Annotated in this window: 18 protein-coding genes and 1 tRNA gene; 9 read left to right on the forward strand and 10 right to left on the reverse strand. The window is 69.1% G+C overall.

The features are described 5' to 3' along the window. Positions 1–46: 46 nt before the first annotated feature. The 3 genes from LI337_RS07910 to LI337_RS07920 form a co-directional block, all read right to left on the reverse strand. Positions 47–568, reverse strand: a complete 522-nt coding sequence (locus tag LI337_RS07910) for a helix-turn-helix domain-containing protein (protein WP_227229264.1) — start codon at positions 566–568, stop codon at positions 47–49. Between the two features lie 264 nt (positions 569–832). After that, positions 833–917, reverse strand: a tRNA-Leu gene (locus LI337_RS07915). Between the two features lie 125 nt (positions 918–1,042). Further along, positions 1,043–1,657, reverse strand: a complete 615-nt coding sequence (locus LI337_RS07920) for a zinc metalloprotease (protein WP_227229265.1) — start codon at positions 1,655–1,657, stop codon at positions 1,043–1,045. A 361-nt stretch (positions 1,658–2,018) separates the two neighbouring features. Between LI337_RS07920 and LI337_RS07925 the strand changes: the two genes are divergently transcribed. Beyond that, positions 2,019–3,398, forward strand: coding sequence for a TIGR00341 family protein (locus LI337_RS07925; protein WP_227229266.1), 1,380 nt, complete (start codon positions 2,019–2,021; stop codon positions 3,396–3,398). A gap of 84 nt (positions 3,399–3,482) precedes the next feature. Then, entirely contained in the window at positions 3,483–4,196 is a 714-nt protein-coding gene (locus LI337_RS07930; protein ID WP_227229267.1) for an SIMPL domain-containing protein, read from the forward strand. Positions 4,197–4,217: 21 nt separating this feature from the next. Here the strand turns inward: LI337_RS07930 and LI337_RS07935 are convergent, their stop codons facing one another. Beyond that, positions 4,218–4,652 (reverse strand): universal stress protein, encoded by a 435-nt coding sequence (locus LI337_RS07935; protein WP_227229268.1) that lies wholly within the window; start codon positions 4,650–4,652, stop codon positions 4,218–4,220. Positions 4,653–4,776: 124 nt separating this feature from the next. On the opposite strand from LI337_RS07935, the gene LI337_RS07940 reads away from it, so the two are divergent. Beyond that, positions 4,777–5,229: a universal stress protein gene (locus LI337_RS07940; RefSeq protein ID WP_227229269.1), complete on the forward strand. Its 453-nt coding sequence runs from the start codon at positions 4,777–4,779 to the stop codon at positions 5,227–5,229. Between the two features lie 37 nt (positions 5,230–5,266). Here LI337_RS07940 and LI337_RS07945 read toward each other — a convergent pair whose 3' ends face one another. Both LI337_RS07945 and LI337_RS07950 read right to left on the reverse strand, forming a co-directional pair. Continuing rightward, positions 5,267–5,812, reverse strand: a complete 546-nt coding sequence (locus LI337_RS07945; protein ID WP_227229270.1) for a GNAT family N-acetyltransferase — start codon at positions 5,810–5,812, stop codon at positions 5,267–5,269. 2 nt (positions 5,813–5,814) lie between these two features. Continuing rightward, positions 5,815–6,183, reverse strand: a complete 369-nt coding sequence (locus LI337_RS07950; protein WP_227229271.1) for a universal stress protein — start codon at positions 6,181–6,183, stop codon at positions 5,815–5,817. A gap of 90 nt (positions 6,184–6,273) precedes the next feature. Here LI337_RS07950 and LI337_RS07955 point away from each other — a divergent pair, with 90 nt between their 5' ends. Further along, a complete protein-coding gene (locus tag LI337_RS07955) occupies positions 6,274–7,077 on the forward strand; it encodes a DUF5806 family protein (RefSeq protein WP_227229272.1) in 804 nt (267 codons plus the stop codon). A 47-nt stretch (positions 7,078–7,124) separates the two neighbouring features. Here the strand turns inward: LI337_RS07955 and LI337_RS07960 are convergent, their stop codons facing one another. Next, a complete protein-coding gene (locus LI337_RS07960; protein ID WP_227229273.1) occupies positions 7,125–7,796 on the reverse strand; it encodes an SWIM zinc finger family protein in 672 nt (223 codons plus the stop codon). A gap of 157 nt (positions 7,797–7,953) precedes the next feature. Here LI337_RS07960 and LI337_RS07965 point away from each other — a divergent pair, with 157 nt between their 5' ends. Continuing rightward, positions 7,954–8,151 (forward strand): DUF7472 family protein, encoded by a 198-nt coding sequence (locus tag LI337_RS07965; protein ID WP_227229274.1) that lies wholly within the window; start codon positions 7,954–7,956, stop codon positions 8,149–8,151. 54 nt (positions 8,152–8,205) lie between these two features. Here the strand turns inward: LI337_RS07965 and LI337_RS07970 are convergent, their stop codons facing one another. Beyond that, positions 8,206–9,333, reverse strand: coding sequence for a DNA primase large subunit PriL (locus LI337_RS07970; protein ID WP_227229275.1), 1,128 nt, complete (start codon positions 9,331–9,333; stop codon positions 8,206–8,208). 270 nt (positions 9,334–9,603) lie between these two features. Here LI337_RS07970 and LI337_RS07975 point away from each other — a divergent pair, with 270 nt between their 5' ends. Beyond that, positions 9,604–10,410, forward strand: a complete 807-nt coding sequence (locus tag LI337_RS07975) for a coenzyme F420-0:L-glutamate ligase (protein WP_227229276.1) — start codon at positions 9,604–9,606, stop codon at positions 10,408–10,410. A gap of 121 nt (positions 10,411–10,531) precedes the next feature. Then, a complete protein-coding gene (locus LI337_RS07980; protein ID WP_227229277.1) occupies positions 10,532–11,515 on the forward strand; it encodes a 5,10-methylenetetrahydromethanopterin reductase in 984 nt (327 codons plus the stop codon). Here LI337_RS07980 and LI337_RS07985 read toward each other — a convergent pair. Beyond that, positions 11,469–11,711, reverse strand: a complete 243-nt coding sequence (locus LI337_RS07985; protein WP_227229278.1) for a DUF8024 family protein — start codon at positions 11,709–11,711, stop codon at positions 11,469–11,471. The genes LI337_RS07980 and LI337_RS07985 overlap by 47 nt on opposite strands. A 123-nt stretch (positions 11,712–11,834) precedes the next feature. Here LI337_RS07985 and LI337_RS07990 point away from each other — a divergent pair, with 123 nt between their 5' ends. Then, complete coding sequence (locus LI337_RS07990; protein ID WP_227229279.1) at positions 11,835–12,134, forward strand: DUF7573 domain-containing protein; 300 nt, start codon at positions 11,835–11,837, stop codon at positions 12,132–12,134. Here the strand turns inward: LI337_RS07990 and LI337_RS07995 are convergent, their stop codons facing one another. Then, entirely contained in the window at positions 12,135–12,485 is a 351-nt protein-coding gene (locus LI337_RS07995) for an ArsR/SmtB family transcription factor (protein ID WP_227229280.1), read from the reverse strand. A 377-nt stretch (positions 12,486–12,862) separates the two neighbouring features. Here LI337_RS07995 and LI337_RS08000 point away from each other — a divergent pair, with 377 nt between their 5' ends. After that, positions 12,863–13,198, forward strand: coding sequence for a MarR family winged helix-turn-helix transcriptional regulator (locus LI337_RS08000; RefSeq protein WP_227229281.1), 336 nt, complete (start codon positions 12,863–12,865; stop codon positions 13,196–13,198). The last annotated feature ends 513 nt before the right edge of the window (positions 13,199–13,711 follow it).

Raw genomic sequence — 13,711 nt, forward strand, 5'->3', positions numbered from 1 at the left:
GCAGGTGCCGCCGGGGAGTCTGTCGGGGGCGACCGTGGGCCGTCGCCTACTCGTCGGCCAGTTCCACGTCGAGGCGGGCTTCGAGTTTCCCGATGACGCTGCCGCCGACGCCGGCTTGCGTCGCACGGCCCTGTTCGATCGCGAGCAGGTCGGATTCGTCGACGTCGAGTTCGGCGGCGAGTTCGGCGAGTTGCAGACCGGCCGCTTGGCGGGCCGACTCCACGACGTCACCGTAGTCCTTCACGAGGTACGGGAGGCGGTCCTTCTCGTAGTCGGTGCCCTCCTCCTCCCAGCGCTTCGCGTCGCCCTTCTGGGCGTCGTACAGCTTCGCGGCCTGCTGGGCGGCGCGCTTCTTCCGGCTGACCTCGCCGGTGTCGCGGTCCTGCTGGGACTCGCGTTTCTTCCGGTCCTTGTGGGCGGTGTCGTCGTGGGGGGCGCAGTCGGCACAGACGAGGAGGTTCGCGCCGGCGACGTTCGCCTTGCGGAGTTTGCCCGTCTCCTTCCCGCAGAGTTCACAGCTGTCGCCGTCGCCGCCGCCGCCACCGGACCCGGTCGAGTACTTCGGCATGCCACGCTATACGTGGCCGGAGGTTGTTAAATCGCGTCGTTGCACTCGCAGGAAGTCCGTCGTGGTCGTGGTCGCGGGGCTGTCGGCCGGTGGTCGCAGGGAGGGGCGAGCGACAGCGTCGGCTGGTCGGTGTAGCGTCGGAAGGATGTGCGTGGGTGATGTCCGTGTAGGGACGTCACCTGCATCGTCACCCTCGGCGGCGATGCCGCCTCGGTGTCGGTGGTCGTCCGACCACCTCGAGACCCGTGTGGATCTCGCGTGCGATGCGTGGGACCGGATTTGAACCGGCGGACCTCTACAGGACAGCGCCCTCAACGCTGCGCCGTTGGCCTGGCTTGGCTACCCACGCTCGCGTGTGTCTGTTTCCGCACCGGGACTACCGCGTGGGTAGATAAAAGCGCTTTCCTTTACTACCGGCACGTGGATTCGACGCACGGGGCGGGGTCGCACGCCGCTCGGGGTGCACCCGCCGACTCACACCGACTCGTTCAACAGCCGTCTGCTCGTCTCGCTGAACCGGAACTCGGGCGTCGCGTCGCTCGGCAACTCGCGCCAGTCGCGCATGATCGTCCACGCCTCCTCGTCGGCGTGGTGGTGGCGAAGCCCGAAGGCGTGGCCGATCTCGTGGAGGATCAACCACGCACCCTGCGTCCCCGAGGCGTAGCCGGCGACGGCGGTCCCGTCGCCGTAGAGTCCGTAGCCCCCGGCTCGACCGGCGAGTAGAAGCACGTCACACAACACGTCGCGCGGGCGGGCCGAGTCCCACCACGAGGCCACATCCGAGAGTGACCGTCGTCGGATCACCCACGGGACGTAGGTCGGCGCACCGACGAACAGTTTCGGGTCGTGCGTCAGCGCGTCTCGGAGGACGTACCGCACCACTCCGAGTGGGAGTCGGGCGTCGCCGGGCAGGCGATCGGAAGGTGTGAGTCGGATCGCCCGCGGGACCGTCGCGGTCGCGGTGTCGGCAGGAGAGAGGGTCGTTGGCCGCACCTCGCTTCCGGCGCTGGCGGTGCCCGCCAGACCGACCGTGACACCGGTTGCGCTTGCGATTCGACCGAGGACCCCCCGGCGCGAGACCGAACGCATCTGGCTACGAGGTGGTAACCACGAGTGCATAACACTTCTGTCAGTAGTTCTGTTCGATCAACTGGTAGGATGCGGGACGTGGCGGCCACGAGTGCGAGCGGACCTCTGCCACGACCGCGACAGCACCAGCAGGACACAGCACCGCAGACCGCACCTCTGTCCTCGCCAGACGCGGATGGTCGAGACGCCGGGGGCTTTCACCCCTCGTTGTCCGCGACTCACTCGACGGTGATTCTGTCTTCCGGGCGCGTTCACCTCTCGTCGTCCACGACCGATTCACCCGAACAGTCCACGACCGACTCCACCCAGCCATCCCGGTCCGACCCCCGACCTATTTCCCGGTCGCCTGCGACGCGAAATCGTGCGACTCGTAGAGGTGACAGTGCCCGCCGGCAAGCGCCAGGCCGTCCTCTCGGTGCTGGACGACGAGGAGATAGACTACGTCGTCACCGAGGAGACCAGCGGCCGAGAGTACACCGCCGTCGTCACCTTCCCGGTGCCGAAGGTCGCGGTCGAACCCGTCCTCGACGACCTCCGGGACGCGGGCCTCGGCGAGAACGCCTTCACCATCGTCCTGACGCCCGAGACCGTCGTCTCACGCCGGTTCGAGCAGTTACAGGAGAAGTACGACGACGAGAACGACAACGGGGACCGCATCGCCCGCGAGGAACTCGTCGCCCGCGCCGCCGACCTCGCGCCGAACCGCTGGGTCTACCTCGTGATGACGACCGTCAGCGCCGTGGTCGCCACCGCCGGTCTCCTGCTGGACTCGGCGGCCGTGGTCGTCGGCTCGATGGTCATCGCGCCGCTGATCGGCCCGGCGATGGCGACCAGCGTCGGCTCCGTGCTGGCCGAGCGCGACCTGTTCGTCCGTGGGATCAAACTCCAGGCAGTGGGCGGCCTGCTGGCCGTCGTCGCCGCCGGCCTGTTCGCGCTCCTGCTCCGGACGACCGGTGTCGTCCCCCTCGGTCCCGGTGAAGTGCTGGCCATCGGCGAGGTGGAGGAGCGACTCGACCCCGGCGTACTCTCGCTGGCGGTGGCACTCGCCGCCGGTGTCGCCGGGGCGTTCAGCCTCTCCTCCGGCGTCTCCTCCGCGCTCGTCGGGGTGATGATCGCCGCCGCGCTGGTGCCGCCGACCGCCGTCGTCGGCATCGGCATCGCGTGGGGCGAACCGGCGACGGTCGTCGGCTCCGGCATCCTCGTGTTGATCAACTTCCTGTCGGTGAACCTCTCGGCGCTGGTCGTGCTCTACCTGCAGGGCTACCGCCCCGAGAACTGGTTCCGCGAGGACGAGGCCCGGACCGCGACGCTCCGCCGGATCGGGACGCTCGTCGTCGCCGTCGCCGTGCTCTCGCTGTTCCTCGGCGGAGTCAGCTACACCGCCGTCCAGACCGCCGCCTTCGAGGAGGACGCCCGCACGACCGTCGAAGGCGAGTTGGCCGACTACCCCGACGAACTGACGCTCGTCTCGATGGACGTGGAGTACGGCGGCGAACTGGTCCGCCGGCCGGCCGGCGTGGTCGTCACGGTCGGCTACCCCGCCGAGACCGATCCGCCCTCGCTCCGTGGTGATCTCGCGGGTGCGATTCACGACCTCCCGGCGGACCGGTTCGGCGTCGTCGATCCATCGACCGTGACGGTCGAAGTGCGGTACGTCGCGGTCGAACGCCCGCCGGATGCGGCGGAACTCGGGACACCGGAGACGCTGACACCGACCGCGAGACGGGCAGTGGCTGCCTGAGAACGATCCGCCAGCCAGCCGATATGTAAAACGGAATTTTGTGCTTAGCGCGGCTTCAAGCCGTGAGCCGTCGAATATCTTGGTATGCGACGAGCACTCCTCGCAGTGGCCCTCGCAGGACTCCTCCTGCTCGCGGGCTGTACCGCACCGCTCCAGACGAACGCGTCCTCGACCGACGGGGACACCGGGCCGACGCTCTCGGCCTCGGGCACCGGCCAGATCAGCGCCGAGGCCGACCTCGCGGTCGTCTCGGTCGCCGTGACCGCCCGCGCCGACAGCGCCGACGACGCACGCGGTCAGGTCGCCGACGGCGTGGCGAGCGTCAGGCAGGCACTCGCGGACGCCGGTATCCCCGAGGACGCGGTGACGACGGCGTACTTCTCGGTCCGGCCGGAGTACGACGACGAGGACCGCATCCCCGACAGCTACCGCGCGACCCACGCGCTCCGGATCGAGACCGACCCCGCCCGCGCCGGTGAGGTCGTCGACCTCGCGGTCGGCAACGGGGCGACCGAGGTCAACGGCGTCCAGTTCACCCTGACCGACGAGACCCGCGACGAACTCCGCAGTGAGGCGCTCGCGCAGGCCGTCGACCGTGCCCGCGCCGACGCCGACGCGGTGGCTGGTGCGGCGGACCTGCAGATCACCGGCGTCGAGTCCATCTCGGTCGGGAACAGCTACTCGCCCGGCCCGTTCTACGCCGAGACCGCCGCAGATCGCGCCGGTGGCGCGACCAGTTTCGCGCCCGGTCCGGTGACGGTGTCGGCGTCGGTGTCGATCACCTACACGGTCGAGTAACCGAGTCCCGGACGCGACTCGTCACACCTCTTCCTCGGCCAACTGCCGCACCGTCAGCACCGGCACCGGACACGTTCGGACGACACGCTCCGCGACGCTCCCGATGAGAAACCGGTTCTCGCCGTGTCGCCCGCGCGTGCCGGTGGCGACCATGTCGGCGTCGTGTTCGCGGGCGTACTCCGAGATGACTGCCGCCGGGCGACCCTCCCGCACTGCGGTCGTCACCGACTGGTCGGTGGCGTCGGTCACGGTCGCCAGTGCCTCCTCGCCGCGTTCGTGGAGTGCCTCGCGCATCTCCTCGCGGACGCTCTCGGGTGACGACTCCACCTCGCCGGCGTCGACGACGTACAGCGCGTGGACCGAGGCGTCGAACCGCGAGGCGAGGTCGAGTGCCACCGTGATACAGCGCCGGACGCTGTCGGAGCCGTCGGTGGCGATGACGATCTCGTCGAACATACGCGCCACGTCGTCGGGCCGGGGCTTAAATCCCGCGTGGTGCCGGCGGGGTCGCCGGCGATCACCGCACGTCACCCCGACCGGAGGGGGAGCGTTTTTGCCGGATGGGGTCGCACGTGGCCGTATGACCGAGCCACTCGACATCGATCTCGTCCTCGCGCCGGTCGACGGGAGCGAGGAGTCCGTGACCGCGATCGAGTACGCGGTCGCCATCGCGGCCGAGTACGACGCCGACGTCCACACCGTGTACGTGCTCGGCGAGGAGGTCACGCGAGCGATCGAGACCGGCGCGGTCGACGAGACGTCGGTCGCCGACGACACCGGAGCGTTCGTCGACACCGCCGTCGAGATCGCCGAATCGTCGGGGGTCCACCTCTCGTCGTCCATCGCCTACGGCTTCTCGACGCGCGTGAAGACTCGCCACCCGGGTAGCGTCATCCTCGACACCGCCGAGGAACTGGCGGCCGACTTCGTCGTCGTCCCGCGCGAACCGGTCTCGGGCGACCCGGGCGAGGTGTTAGAGAAGGCCGCCGAGTACGTCCTGCTGTACGCGAGTCAGCCGACGCTGTCGGTGTAGTCGGGTTCGACGACGAGGCGGGCCGACTGCGGCGACCCTACGACAGCCGCAACGTCATCTCCAACTCGAAGCTCTCCGCGTCGCTGGTCTCGAAGCCGATCTTCTTGTAGAGGCCCACGGCGGCCCGGTTCCAGCGTTCGACCGTGAGCCACACCTTCTCGATGCCCTCCTGCTGGCCGTAGCCGAGCAGGCCGGTCATCAGTCGGGTGCCGATGCCGGAGCGCTGGTACGCCTGGAGGACGAAGATGGCGAGTTCGTACGCCTCGCCGTCGGGCACCAGCGTCGCGTGGCCCGCCGCGTCCGGCCCGTCCCACGCGATCACGTTCAGGCAGTCGTCGGTGAGGATGTTGTCCAGCCAGTCGCGGACGCGGTCCTCGCGGGCCGGCGGGATGCCCTGCGCGCGGTCGGAGGGGTCGAAGGCGTCGTACATCGCCACGAGCGCCTCGTACTCCGAGCGCCCGCCGATCTCCCGGTCCGGGTCGTAGGGCCGGAGTTCGATCTCGCGGTCCTCCCGGTCGGTGAACGTCAGGGGCGGCGCGTCGAACGACTCGACCGGCTCGTCGGCGAAGTTGCGGTCCGTCATGGTCACCTGACGAGCGTGACGGTCACGTGGGAGTTCAGCAGGACGAACTCCGCGACCTGGCCGATCTTGATCTTCCCCATCGGGCTGGTCTGGCCGCCGCCGATGACGATCTGCTCGAACCCCTCGTGTTCGGCGATCTCGACCAGTCGACTGCCGGGGTCGCCCTCGACGCGCCGCACCTCGGCGTCGATCGCCGCCGCGTCGAGCGTCTCGCGGACCTCCTGTGCTACGTCCTCGGGCGCGGGGTCGGACTCGGGGTTGTCGAGCACCGCGACGGTCAACTCGTCGCCCGCCTCGCGGACGCGGTCGACCGTCTGCTCCAGTGCTCGGATCGAGTCCTCGGTGCCGCCGACGCCCAGTAAGACCTTCATACGCGGTCGGTCGTAGGCATGGCTCAAAACCGTTGTGTGCGGCCCCCCGCGACGGAACGCTTTTTCCCTCCCCGCAGGCAACGACCGGGCATGGCAGACGATCCCGCGACGACGCCCGAGTCGGGCGACGAGGAGGCGACCGAGACCGCCACCGACGAGGCGGCGACCCGGACGCCGACCGACGACGACACCCCCCACACCTCGGGAGCGAGCGAGTCGCCGGCAGGCGACGACGCGAGCGACCAGTCCGCCGAACACGAATCGGGGACCGAGTCCGGCGACGACCAGTACGTCGACGCCGAGGACATGGCGCCACAGGAGTCCAGCGACCTCGCAGACGAGGCCGTCTCTGCCGAGGACGCGGCCGCCGACGTGCCGGCGGACGTGCAGAAGTACGCCCGCTTCCAGAAGATGGACGGCGCGCAGTACGACCGGGTCAACGAGTTCCTGCGCGACCGGACCTACATCACCGCCCGCGAGTGGGCTATCGCTCGGCTGTGTGCCGACTTCCGGACCGAGACCGGCGTCGAGATGACGAAGATCGGCGAGAACCTGCCGCGCTTGATCCCGTTCATGACCGACACCTACACGCCGCAGGCCGTGAATCAGGCGCGCCACTCCTTCGAAGAGAAGGTGACGAAGGCCGGCGCGACGTTCCTCTACGGCGCGATGTCGGGCTTCTTCACCGCCGAGGAACTGGACGAGACCATGTACGAGGTCAGCGAGGTCGCCAAGTTCTTGCTGGAAGTCGAAGGGGTAGACCTCTCTGTCGGCGACGAGTTGGAGGCCGAAGAACGCATCTCCAGTGTGATGCGGGAGGTCAGACAGTCCAGTGCGGAACTCCGGGGCGAGGAAGTGCAGTGTCCCGAGTGCGGCCACGTCCACGAGTCCTGAGGGTCGCGGTCGTCAACTCGCGGTCGGCGCCTGCCGACGCGACCGACTCACTCCACCAACTCGCCGAACCGGTCGTACTGCGGGGCACCACGATTCCGGGCGAGTCGTCGCAACCGCGATGCCGGGAACCGGTAGCGGTCCAACTCGTCGGGTGCAGTGTCCGCCCGGAGGGAGTCGAGATACACCGCCTCCACGACCGGTTCGTGGTCGCCGTAGTCGGCGTTCGACGCGAACTCGGCGATCGTCTTGCCGGCCGACTCGACGACCGCCTCGTCCGCTCGCTGGCCGGGTCTGCCGACGACCAGCAGGAGTTTCTCGGTCTCACGGTCGCGGACCAGATCACCCGGATCGAGGCGGTGCCGGCGACAGAGGGCCGCGTTCGCCTCCGCGTGCGGGACGAAGGTTCGCTCCCCGCAGACCGCACAGACCGCCTCGGTCGTCCCCGGCGGGGCGACGAGTCCCTCGGTCACCTCGATCGCGACCCGGCGGAGATGCTTACAGCGGGCACCGCGGATGGCGTAGTCCGGGCACGTGCAGGTCCGGTTCTGGAGGTCGACGACGTAGGTCCCGCTGTCGGTCTCGACGACGTACCGGCCGTCGCGCAGCGGTCTGACGGCCATCGGTTCGGTGCGTGCCCGGCGGGACCGGCCGGAGAAGCCGTCGGCTGGCAGTTTCGTCTTGCCGCGCGGTCGCCTCGCCGTCTGGTCGTTCTGTGACACGGGAATCGGGAGCGGGGGCTCCTCGGTGGACGTAGGTCGCCGAGCTACCTAAGACTTCGTCCGAGGGGACGAGACCGCCGAATTCGGCGTCTCGGCCGGCGCGACCGGCGACGATCACTTCGAAGTGCTTTTCATACGCCCGGCGGAAGCGCCAGTCATGGACTTAGACGAGGAAGCGCGCCGCCAGATCGCCGTGTCAGTCGTCGCCGTCGGCTTCTTCGTCGCACTGATCCTCGGCATCGGCGTCGTCTTCGCCAACTCCGGACTCGGCTCGACCGGCGGGCTGGCGCTCGTCGGCGCGATCGTACTGTTCATCTTCGTCATGGCCGCCGTCGGTGTGTTTCTCTCGGACTGACGACGGTCTCGGCGGCGACCTGCTACTCGACGCTCACGACCGACAGCCGACGGTTCAGGCTTCGGACTCTGCTTCCTCGGGGTCTGCGCCACGGTTCCGCCAGTCGTCGATCTCCGAGGCCTCGACCGACGCCAACGCGTCGCCGTAGTACGACATCGGATGCGAGACGGACTCACAGAGACCGCGCTCGTCGTCCTCCTTCACGCAGAGATCGTACGCCTCCATCGTCGCACAGGAGGGCGGCGGGTACTGTGTGACCGGCGTGTTCTGGAGATACTCGATCTGGTAACGGATCGTCTCCGCGTCGACCGACGAGTCGCGGTACAGCGCCACGATCTCGTCGGTGTCCATCCCGATGCCGGTGAGGAAGGCGGTCAGCGAGAAGGTCGCCTCCGCGTCGAGGTCGGCTCCGCGCTGGACCCGGCGCAGGAGTCCGTCCATGCACGGCGGGAACAGTTCGGGGACGACGGTGTCCAGTTGCCGGGTGCCGGACCGGTCGGCCAGCAGTTCGCGGAGGTCGGTGATCTTCTCGTCCAGTGCCTCGACCAGCGCCTCGTTCTCGGCGATGCCCTCGAAGGGGAGGCCCTCGGCGACCCGGCGTTCGACCGCGACCTCAAGCAGGCGGGAGAGTTCCGCACGGGTGACGCGCACCCGGCCGTCTGCCAGTTCGCGGTTCACCAGTCGCCAGCCGTCGCCCCAATCGGCCGTCGAGAGACGGAGGTACGCCCCGACTGCGACCCGGTAGCGGTCCTCGCTCCGGGCGGGCCGGTCGGCGGGCGACTCGGCGATGACGGCGTCCGCGAGGTCGAACTCCCGGAGGACGGTGTCCAGATCGACCGACGCGCCGCCGGTCCGGAGGTCGTCGTCCTGCGCGAAGTCAGCCTCGAAGCGGGCGCGGGCGGTCGCGGCCTCGGCGGCGGCGTACTTCTGCACGGCGGCCGGCGCGTCGACCAGCGAGACGAGGATGCGGGCGATGGGGTACGAGAGGAGTTCGTTCCGGTCGAACCGCGTGGTGTCCTCGGACTCGACGGTGCCGGCCAGCAGGGCGCGTTCGACGCGTTCCAGTCCGCGCTCGACCGCCGGGGCGTCCTCGGCGATCAGCGTCGGCAGATCGGCTCCCTCCTGCTCGACGGTCTCGCGGGCCGCGTCGAAGAAGGGGTACTTGGCGTCGAGCGCGCGCATGACCTGTGGTTTTCTGTCGGTTCGGATAAACGCGACGGTCGGGCGCGAGCCGGGGTGGCGAGGCGTCGAGACCCTCCCGTCGTGTGTTCGAAACCTGCGATCGTGCCGGAGCCTGCGAGCGTACGACCCGCACCCGCAACCGCGCAGCGAACAGCCCCGGCGACCGCACTGCGAACAGCCCCGACGACCGCACTGCGAAGGGCTCCGGGAACGTCGGCTACCCTCGCCTCGCAACGACCCGTTTTTGACCCCCGCCCACCCACAGCCCGTATGCACCTGTTCGCCGTCCCCGATCTGCCGGAGATCGGTCCGGGGGACGACCTCGCGGCACTGATCAGCGAGCGCGTCGACCTCCGCCCGGACGACGTAGTCTGTGTCGCCAGCACGGTCGTCTCGAAGGCCGAGGGACGCACCGCCGACCTCGCCGACTTCCCGGCCGGGCCACGCGCCAGAGAGATCGCCGACCGACTCGCCGACCTCACCGGCGACGAGAAAGACCCCCGCTTCGCGCAGGCCGTCCTGGAGGAGTCTGTCGACCTGCTGATGGAGGCTCCGTTCCTCCTGACCGAGACGCGCTTCGGCCACGTCGGGGTCAACGCCGGCATCGACCGCTCGAACGTCCCCGGTGGCGACCTGCTCCTGCTCCCCGAACGTCCGGGCGAGAGCGCCGAACGCATCCGGGCCGGCCTGTCGGGTGCAGACGCACCGACGGGGGTCGACACGCCGGCAGCGACCGCCACCGACACACCGGCCGTGCTCGTCACCGACACCTGCGGGCGACCGTTCCGGCACGGCCAGCGCGGGGTCGCGATCGGGTGGGCGGGTATCCCGGCGAGTCGTGACTGGCGCGGGGAGACCGACCGCGACGGCCGGGAACTGGGCGTCACCGTCGAGAACGTGATCGACGAACTCGCGGCGGCCGCGAACCTCGTGGCCGGCGAGGGTGCCGGCGGGACCCCGGTAGTCGTGATCCGGGAGTTCGACTTCGGCGACCACGCCGGCAGCGACAACCACTTCCGGGAGATAGAGGGCGACTTCGTCCGGCAGGCACTCCGGGAGTGGGACTTCGACGGCTGACCGCAGATCCACGACCACGGTCGCGGGACCGACCACGGGCCCGAAGCCGACCACCGATACCGGCGACGCCCGCCGACAGTACCCCCATTTAGCAGGCTCCGGTCCTACCGTCCGACAACGAATGCTCGGCATCGAACTCACGCCGGAACATCCCATCGACCGCGTCGTCGACCTCGGCCAGCGTGCCGAGGCGGCCGGCTACGACACGCTGTTCACCAGTTGCCACTACAACAACCGCGACCCCTTCGCGGCGCTCGCACGCCTCGCACACGCGACCGACGACATCCGCCTCGGACCGGGCGTCGCCAACCCCTACGAACGCCACCCCGTCACCCTCGCCGCGAAGACCGCCACGGTCGCCGAGCAGTCCGACGGGCGGGCCGTCTTCGGCATCGGACCGGGCGACCCCTCGACGCTCCGGAACCTCGGCCTCGCGGACGACCGGGGGCTGCGATCGGTCCTGGAGGCGTTCAAAGTCGCACAACGACTGTGGGCCGGCGAACGCGTCGACCACGAGGGCACCTTCGAGGCGCACGACGCCGGCCTGAACTTCGACGTGCCGGGCGAGATTCCCGTCTACGTCGGCGGCGAGGGGCCGCACATGTGCCGGATGGCCGGCAAACACGCCGACGGCCTGCTGTTCAACGGCTCACACCCGGCCGACCTGTCGTGGGCACGCGACCGCGTCGAGGAGGGGACGGAAGACCGCCCCGACGAGCGCGGCGACTTCGATCTGGCGGCGTACGCCAGCGTCAGCGTGAGTGCGGACGCCGAGGCGGCACGGGAGGCCGCGCGACCGCCGACCGCGTTCATCACGGCGGGGGCCGCCCCGCCGGTGTTGGACCGCCACGGCATCGACCACGACCGCGCAGACGAGATCGGCGAGAAGATCAGTGCCGGCCAGTTCGGCGACGCCTTCGAACTCGTGACGCCGGCGATGGTCGAGGCGTTCTGTATCGCCGGACCACCCGAGACCGTGGCCGACAGGATGGCGGCGGTGCTGGATCACGCGGACAGTCTCGTCGTCGGATCCCCGCTGGGTCCCGATCTGGACGCGGCTATCGATCTCGCCGCGACGGCGTACGACCGGGCGACGGGGGAGTGATACCGACGCCGTCGGCGAGTGCGCCGACGACGAGGAGGCCGAACCCGACGACGGCGGCCGTTGTCAGGCCCGCGCCGACGAGGAAGACGAGGAGCGCGAGTGGGTCGCCCCGGAGCGCCACGTCCCGGAGGAAGATCACGACGAGGTCGCCGATGCTTGTCAACAACGCGACGATGAAGTCGAGCAGTGTCGCCATGTCTCCCTGCACGGCGTCGACCGACTTGGGTGTGTCTGCTTCGGGTGGCGCGAGTCGGCCGAGAGTTGCGTCTCGCGGGTCGGCTCCGCCACGGCTAAGAGTCGTCGGGCGGTGTACGGAGATATGGGCGGAGACCGGTCGTTAGACGAGTTCGCCACCGACGACACGGAGCGTGCGGCGTCTGCGGAGACGGACGCCGGTGTCGACGCCGAGTGCGACGAGGGCTCGGAACCGGACTCGACCGACGCGACAGCAGACAGTCCCGAGGGCGACGCCCCGGAGCGCGAGGCTGGGGTCGACCCGGCGGAGTCGACGTACGCGTGGTCGCCGTCGGGAGCGACCTGCGCGTCCTGCGAGGCGACGGTCGAGCGCCGGTGGCGCGACGAGGGGGACCTCGTCTGTGCCGACTGCAAGTCGTGGTAGCTACTCGGTGAAGTTCTGTACTGCCGTCTGGACACCGTCGGTGCCCGCGACGAACTGCGCGTCGAGTTCGGCGTTCAGTGCCACGAGGAGGTCGGCGACGGGCGAGTCTGCGAGCGTGTACCGCGGGTAGCCACTCTCGGGGTGGTGCTTCCGCATCACGCCCAACTCCACGAGTGCCTCGCGGTGGTTGTGAAACGTCCGCTCGGAGACGCCCGCCTGCCCCGCGATCTCGGTCGGCAGGAGTTCCTCTCCCCGCGACTCCACGAGGGCACCGGCGATCCGCACGCGCGCCGGGGTCGAGAGTGCCCGTCCGAGCGGCGACCTGAACGTCGTGTCGGCGTTGCCGTCCATACACCGACTCTCGTGTGTGTCACCAAGTGTGTTTCTGATTTCACAGTCCCTGAAATCGACGGCACACTTTTTGACATAGAGGCAATCTGCGTGGTATTTCCTCAGAAACGTGTTGAGAAGATGCTTTTTCCCCCAGTAATTTTAAGCTACTGGCAAGACCACCACAGGGCACTGCGTCGCCGAGTGTTCACGGTCGATTTCGTTCCGTCGAGCCACTCGGTGAACCGAACTCTCCCAGGGACTCATGTACGCCTACTCGACTCACTACTGCGAAGCGGAACAGCACCACGACCACGTCACACGACAGACGACACCCCGGTCTGCAGACGGCGTCGCACCTCGACGTGGCCGACAGACGGCGGGTGGAGGTGAGCGCCGTGAGTAACACGCCGGAGTTCCGACTCGGCGACGTGTCGGCGTTCCAGCGCGACCTGCTGACCGCTATCGGACTCTTGGAACAGGACGACGAGACGCCGACGACCCGCGGGATGATCGACATTCTCGACCCGTACTACTCGGAGTCGATCACCCGTGGTCGGTTGAGTCGGAACCTCGACGACCTCTCTCGGCGCGACATGATCGACGTGGAACCGGTCGACGGACGGACGAACGCCTACTTCCTCACCGACACCGGCCGGTCGATGCTCCGCCGGAGTGTCGAACTCCGGCTCGGCGCACTCGAAGACGTGGAAGCGAACGGACAGAACGCCTGATCGGGGGCCGCCGACTCTCCCGTTCTCTCGACAGATCCGGGTTCGATCAGTGACGACCGTGACGAGCGCGTGACACCGACCCGAAACGTCTCTGTGACGGCGAAACCAGCGTGCTCCACGGCGACACTGCGACCGCTGACCGTACCGCCATAGCGACGGTCGACGGCACTGCCACAGTCACAGCGACCGCGACGATTGCTAGCGCACCTCTGCCACGACCGCACGGCACAGCGACAGCACCGCACCGCGACCGCCTCCGCGACAGCACCGCACCTCGGTCCTCCCCAGCCTCGGCGGGCAACGAGAGCGCCCGCCTCCACCGTCAGCGGCACGCTCTGAGGAGCCTTCGTCACCGGCGCTCCGCGTCGGTTGCTGGCGAGAGCTTTGCTCTCGCTCTGTCGTCGGCGCGCCGCGCCGACTGCCAGCGAGACCCTCGGTCTCGCCCTGTTCGGTTCCCTCGGGAAGACCTCGCGCGCGTCGGAGTCGCGCGCGCCGAGTGGTCGGCAAGAGCCC

Source organism: Salinirubrum litoreum, assembly GCF_020567425.1.
GTDB lineage: Archaea > Halobacteriota > Halobacteria > Halobacteriales > Haloferacaceae > Salinirubrum > Salinirubrum litoreum.

What these genes read in the sequence shown, in the direction of transcription:
- LI337_RS07910 (WP_227229264.1), bottom strand. Translation starts at nt 568, where the DNA reads ATGCCGAAGTACTCGACCGGGTCCGGTGGCGGCGGCGGCGACGGCGAC.
- LI337_RS07920 (WP_227229265.1), bottom strand. Translation starts at nt 1,657, where the DNA reads ATGCGTTCGGTCTCGCGCCGGGGGGTCCTCGGTCGAATCGCAAGCGCA.
- LI337_RS07930 (WP_227229267.1), top strand. Translation starts at nt 3,483, where the DNA reads ATGCGACGAGCACTCCTCGCAGTGGCCCTCGCAGGACTCCTCCTGCTC.
- LI337_RS07935 (WP_227229268.1), bottom strand. Translation starts at nt 4,652, where the DNA reads ATGTTCGACGAGATCGTCATCGCCACCGACGGCTCCGACAGCGTCCGG.
- LI337_RS07940 (WP_227229269.1), top strand. Translation starts at nt 4,777, where the DNA reads ATGACCGAGCCACTCGACATCGATCTCGTCCTCGCGCCGGTCGACGGG.
- LI337_RS07945 (WP_227229270.1), bottom strand. Translation starts at nt 5,812, where the DNA reads ATGACGGACCGCAACTTCGCCGACGAGCCGGTCGAGTCGTTCGACGCG.
- LI337_RS07950 (WP_227229271.1), bottom strand. Translation starts at nt 6,183, where the DNA reads ATGAAGGTCTTACTGGGCGTCGGCGGCACCGAGGACTCGATCCGAGCA.
- LI337_RS07955 (WP_227229272.1), top strand. Translation starts at nt 6,274, where the DNA reads ATGGCAGACGATCCCGCGACGACGCCCGAGTCGGGCGACGAGGAGGCG.
- LI337_RS07965 (WP_227229274.1), top strand. Translation starts at nt 7,954, where the DNA reads ATGGACTTAGACGAGGAAGCGCGCCGCCAGATCGCCGTGTCAGTCGTC.
- LI337_RS07970 (WP_227229275.1), bottom strand. Translation starts at nt 9,333, where the DNA reads ATGCGCGCGCTCGACGCCAAGTACCCCTTCTTCGACGCGGCCCGCGAG.
- LI337_RS07975 (WP_227229276.1), top strand. Translation starts at nt 9,604, where the DNA reads ATGCACCTGTTCGCCGTCCCCGATCTGCCGGAGATCGGTCCGGGGGAC.
- LI337_RS07980 (WP_227229277.1), top strand. Translation starts at nt 10,532, where the DNA reads ATGCTCGGCATCGAACTCACGCCGGAACATCCCATCGACCGCGTCGTC.
- LI337_RS07985 (WP_227229278.1), bottom strand. Translation starts at nt 11,711, where the DNA reads ATGGCGACACTGCTCGACTTCATCGTCGCGTTGTTGACAAGCATCGGC.
- LI337_RS07990 (WP_227229279.1), top strand. Translation starts at nt 11,835, where the DNA reads ATGGGCGGAGACCGGTCGTTAGACGAGTTCGCCACCGACGACACGGAG.
- LI337_RS07995 (WP_227229280.1), bottom strand. Translation starts at nt 12,485, where the DNA reads ATGGACGGCAACGCCGACACGACGTTCAGGTCGCCGCTCGGACGGGCA.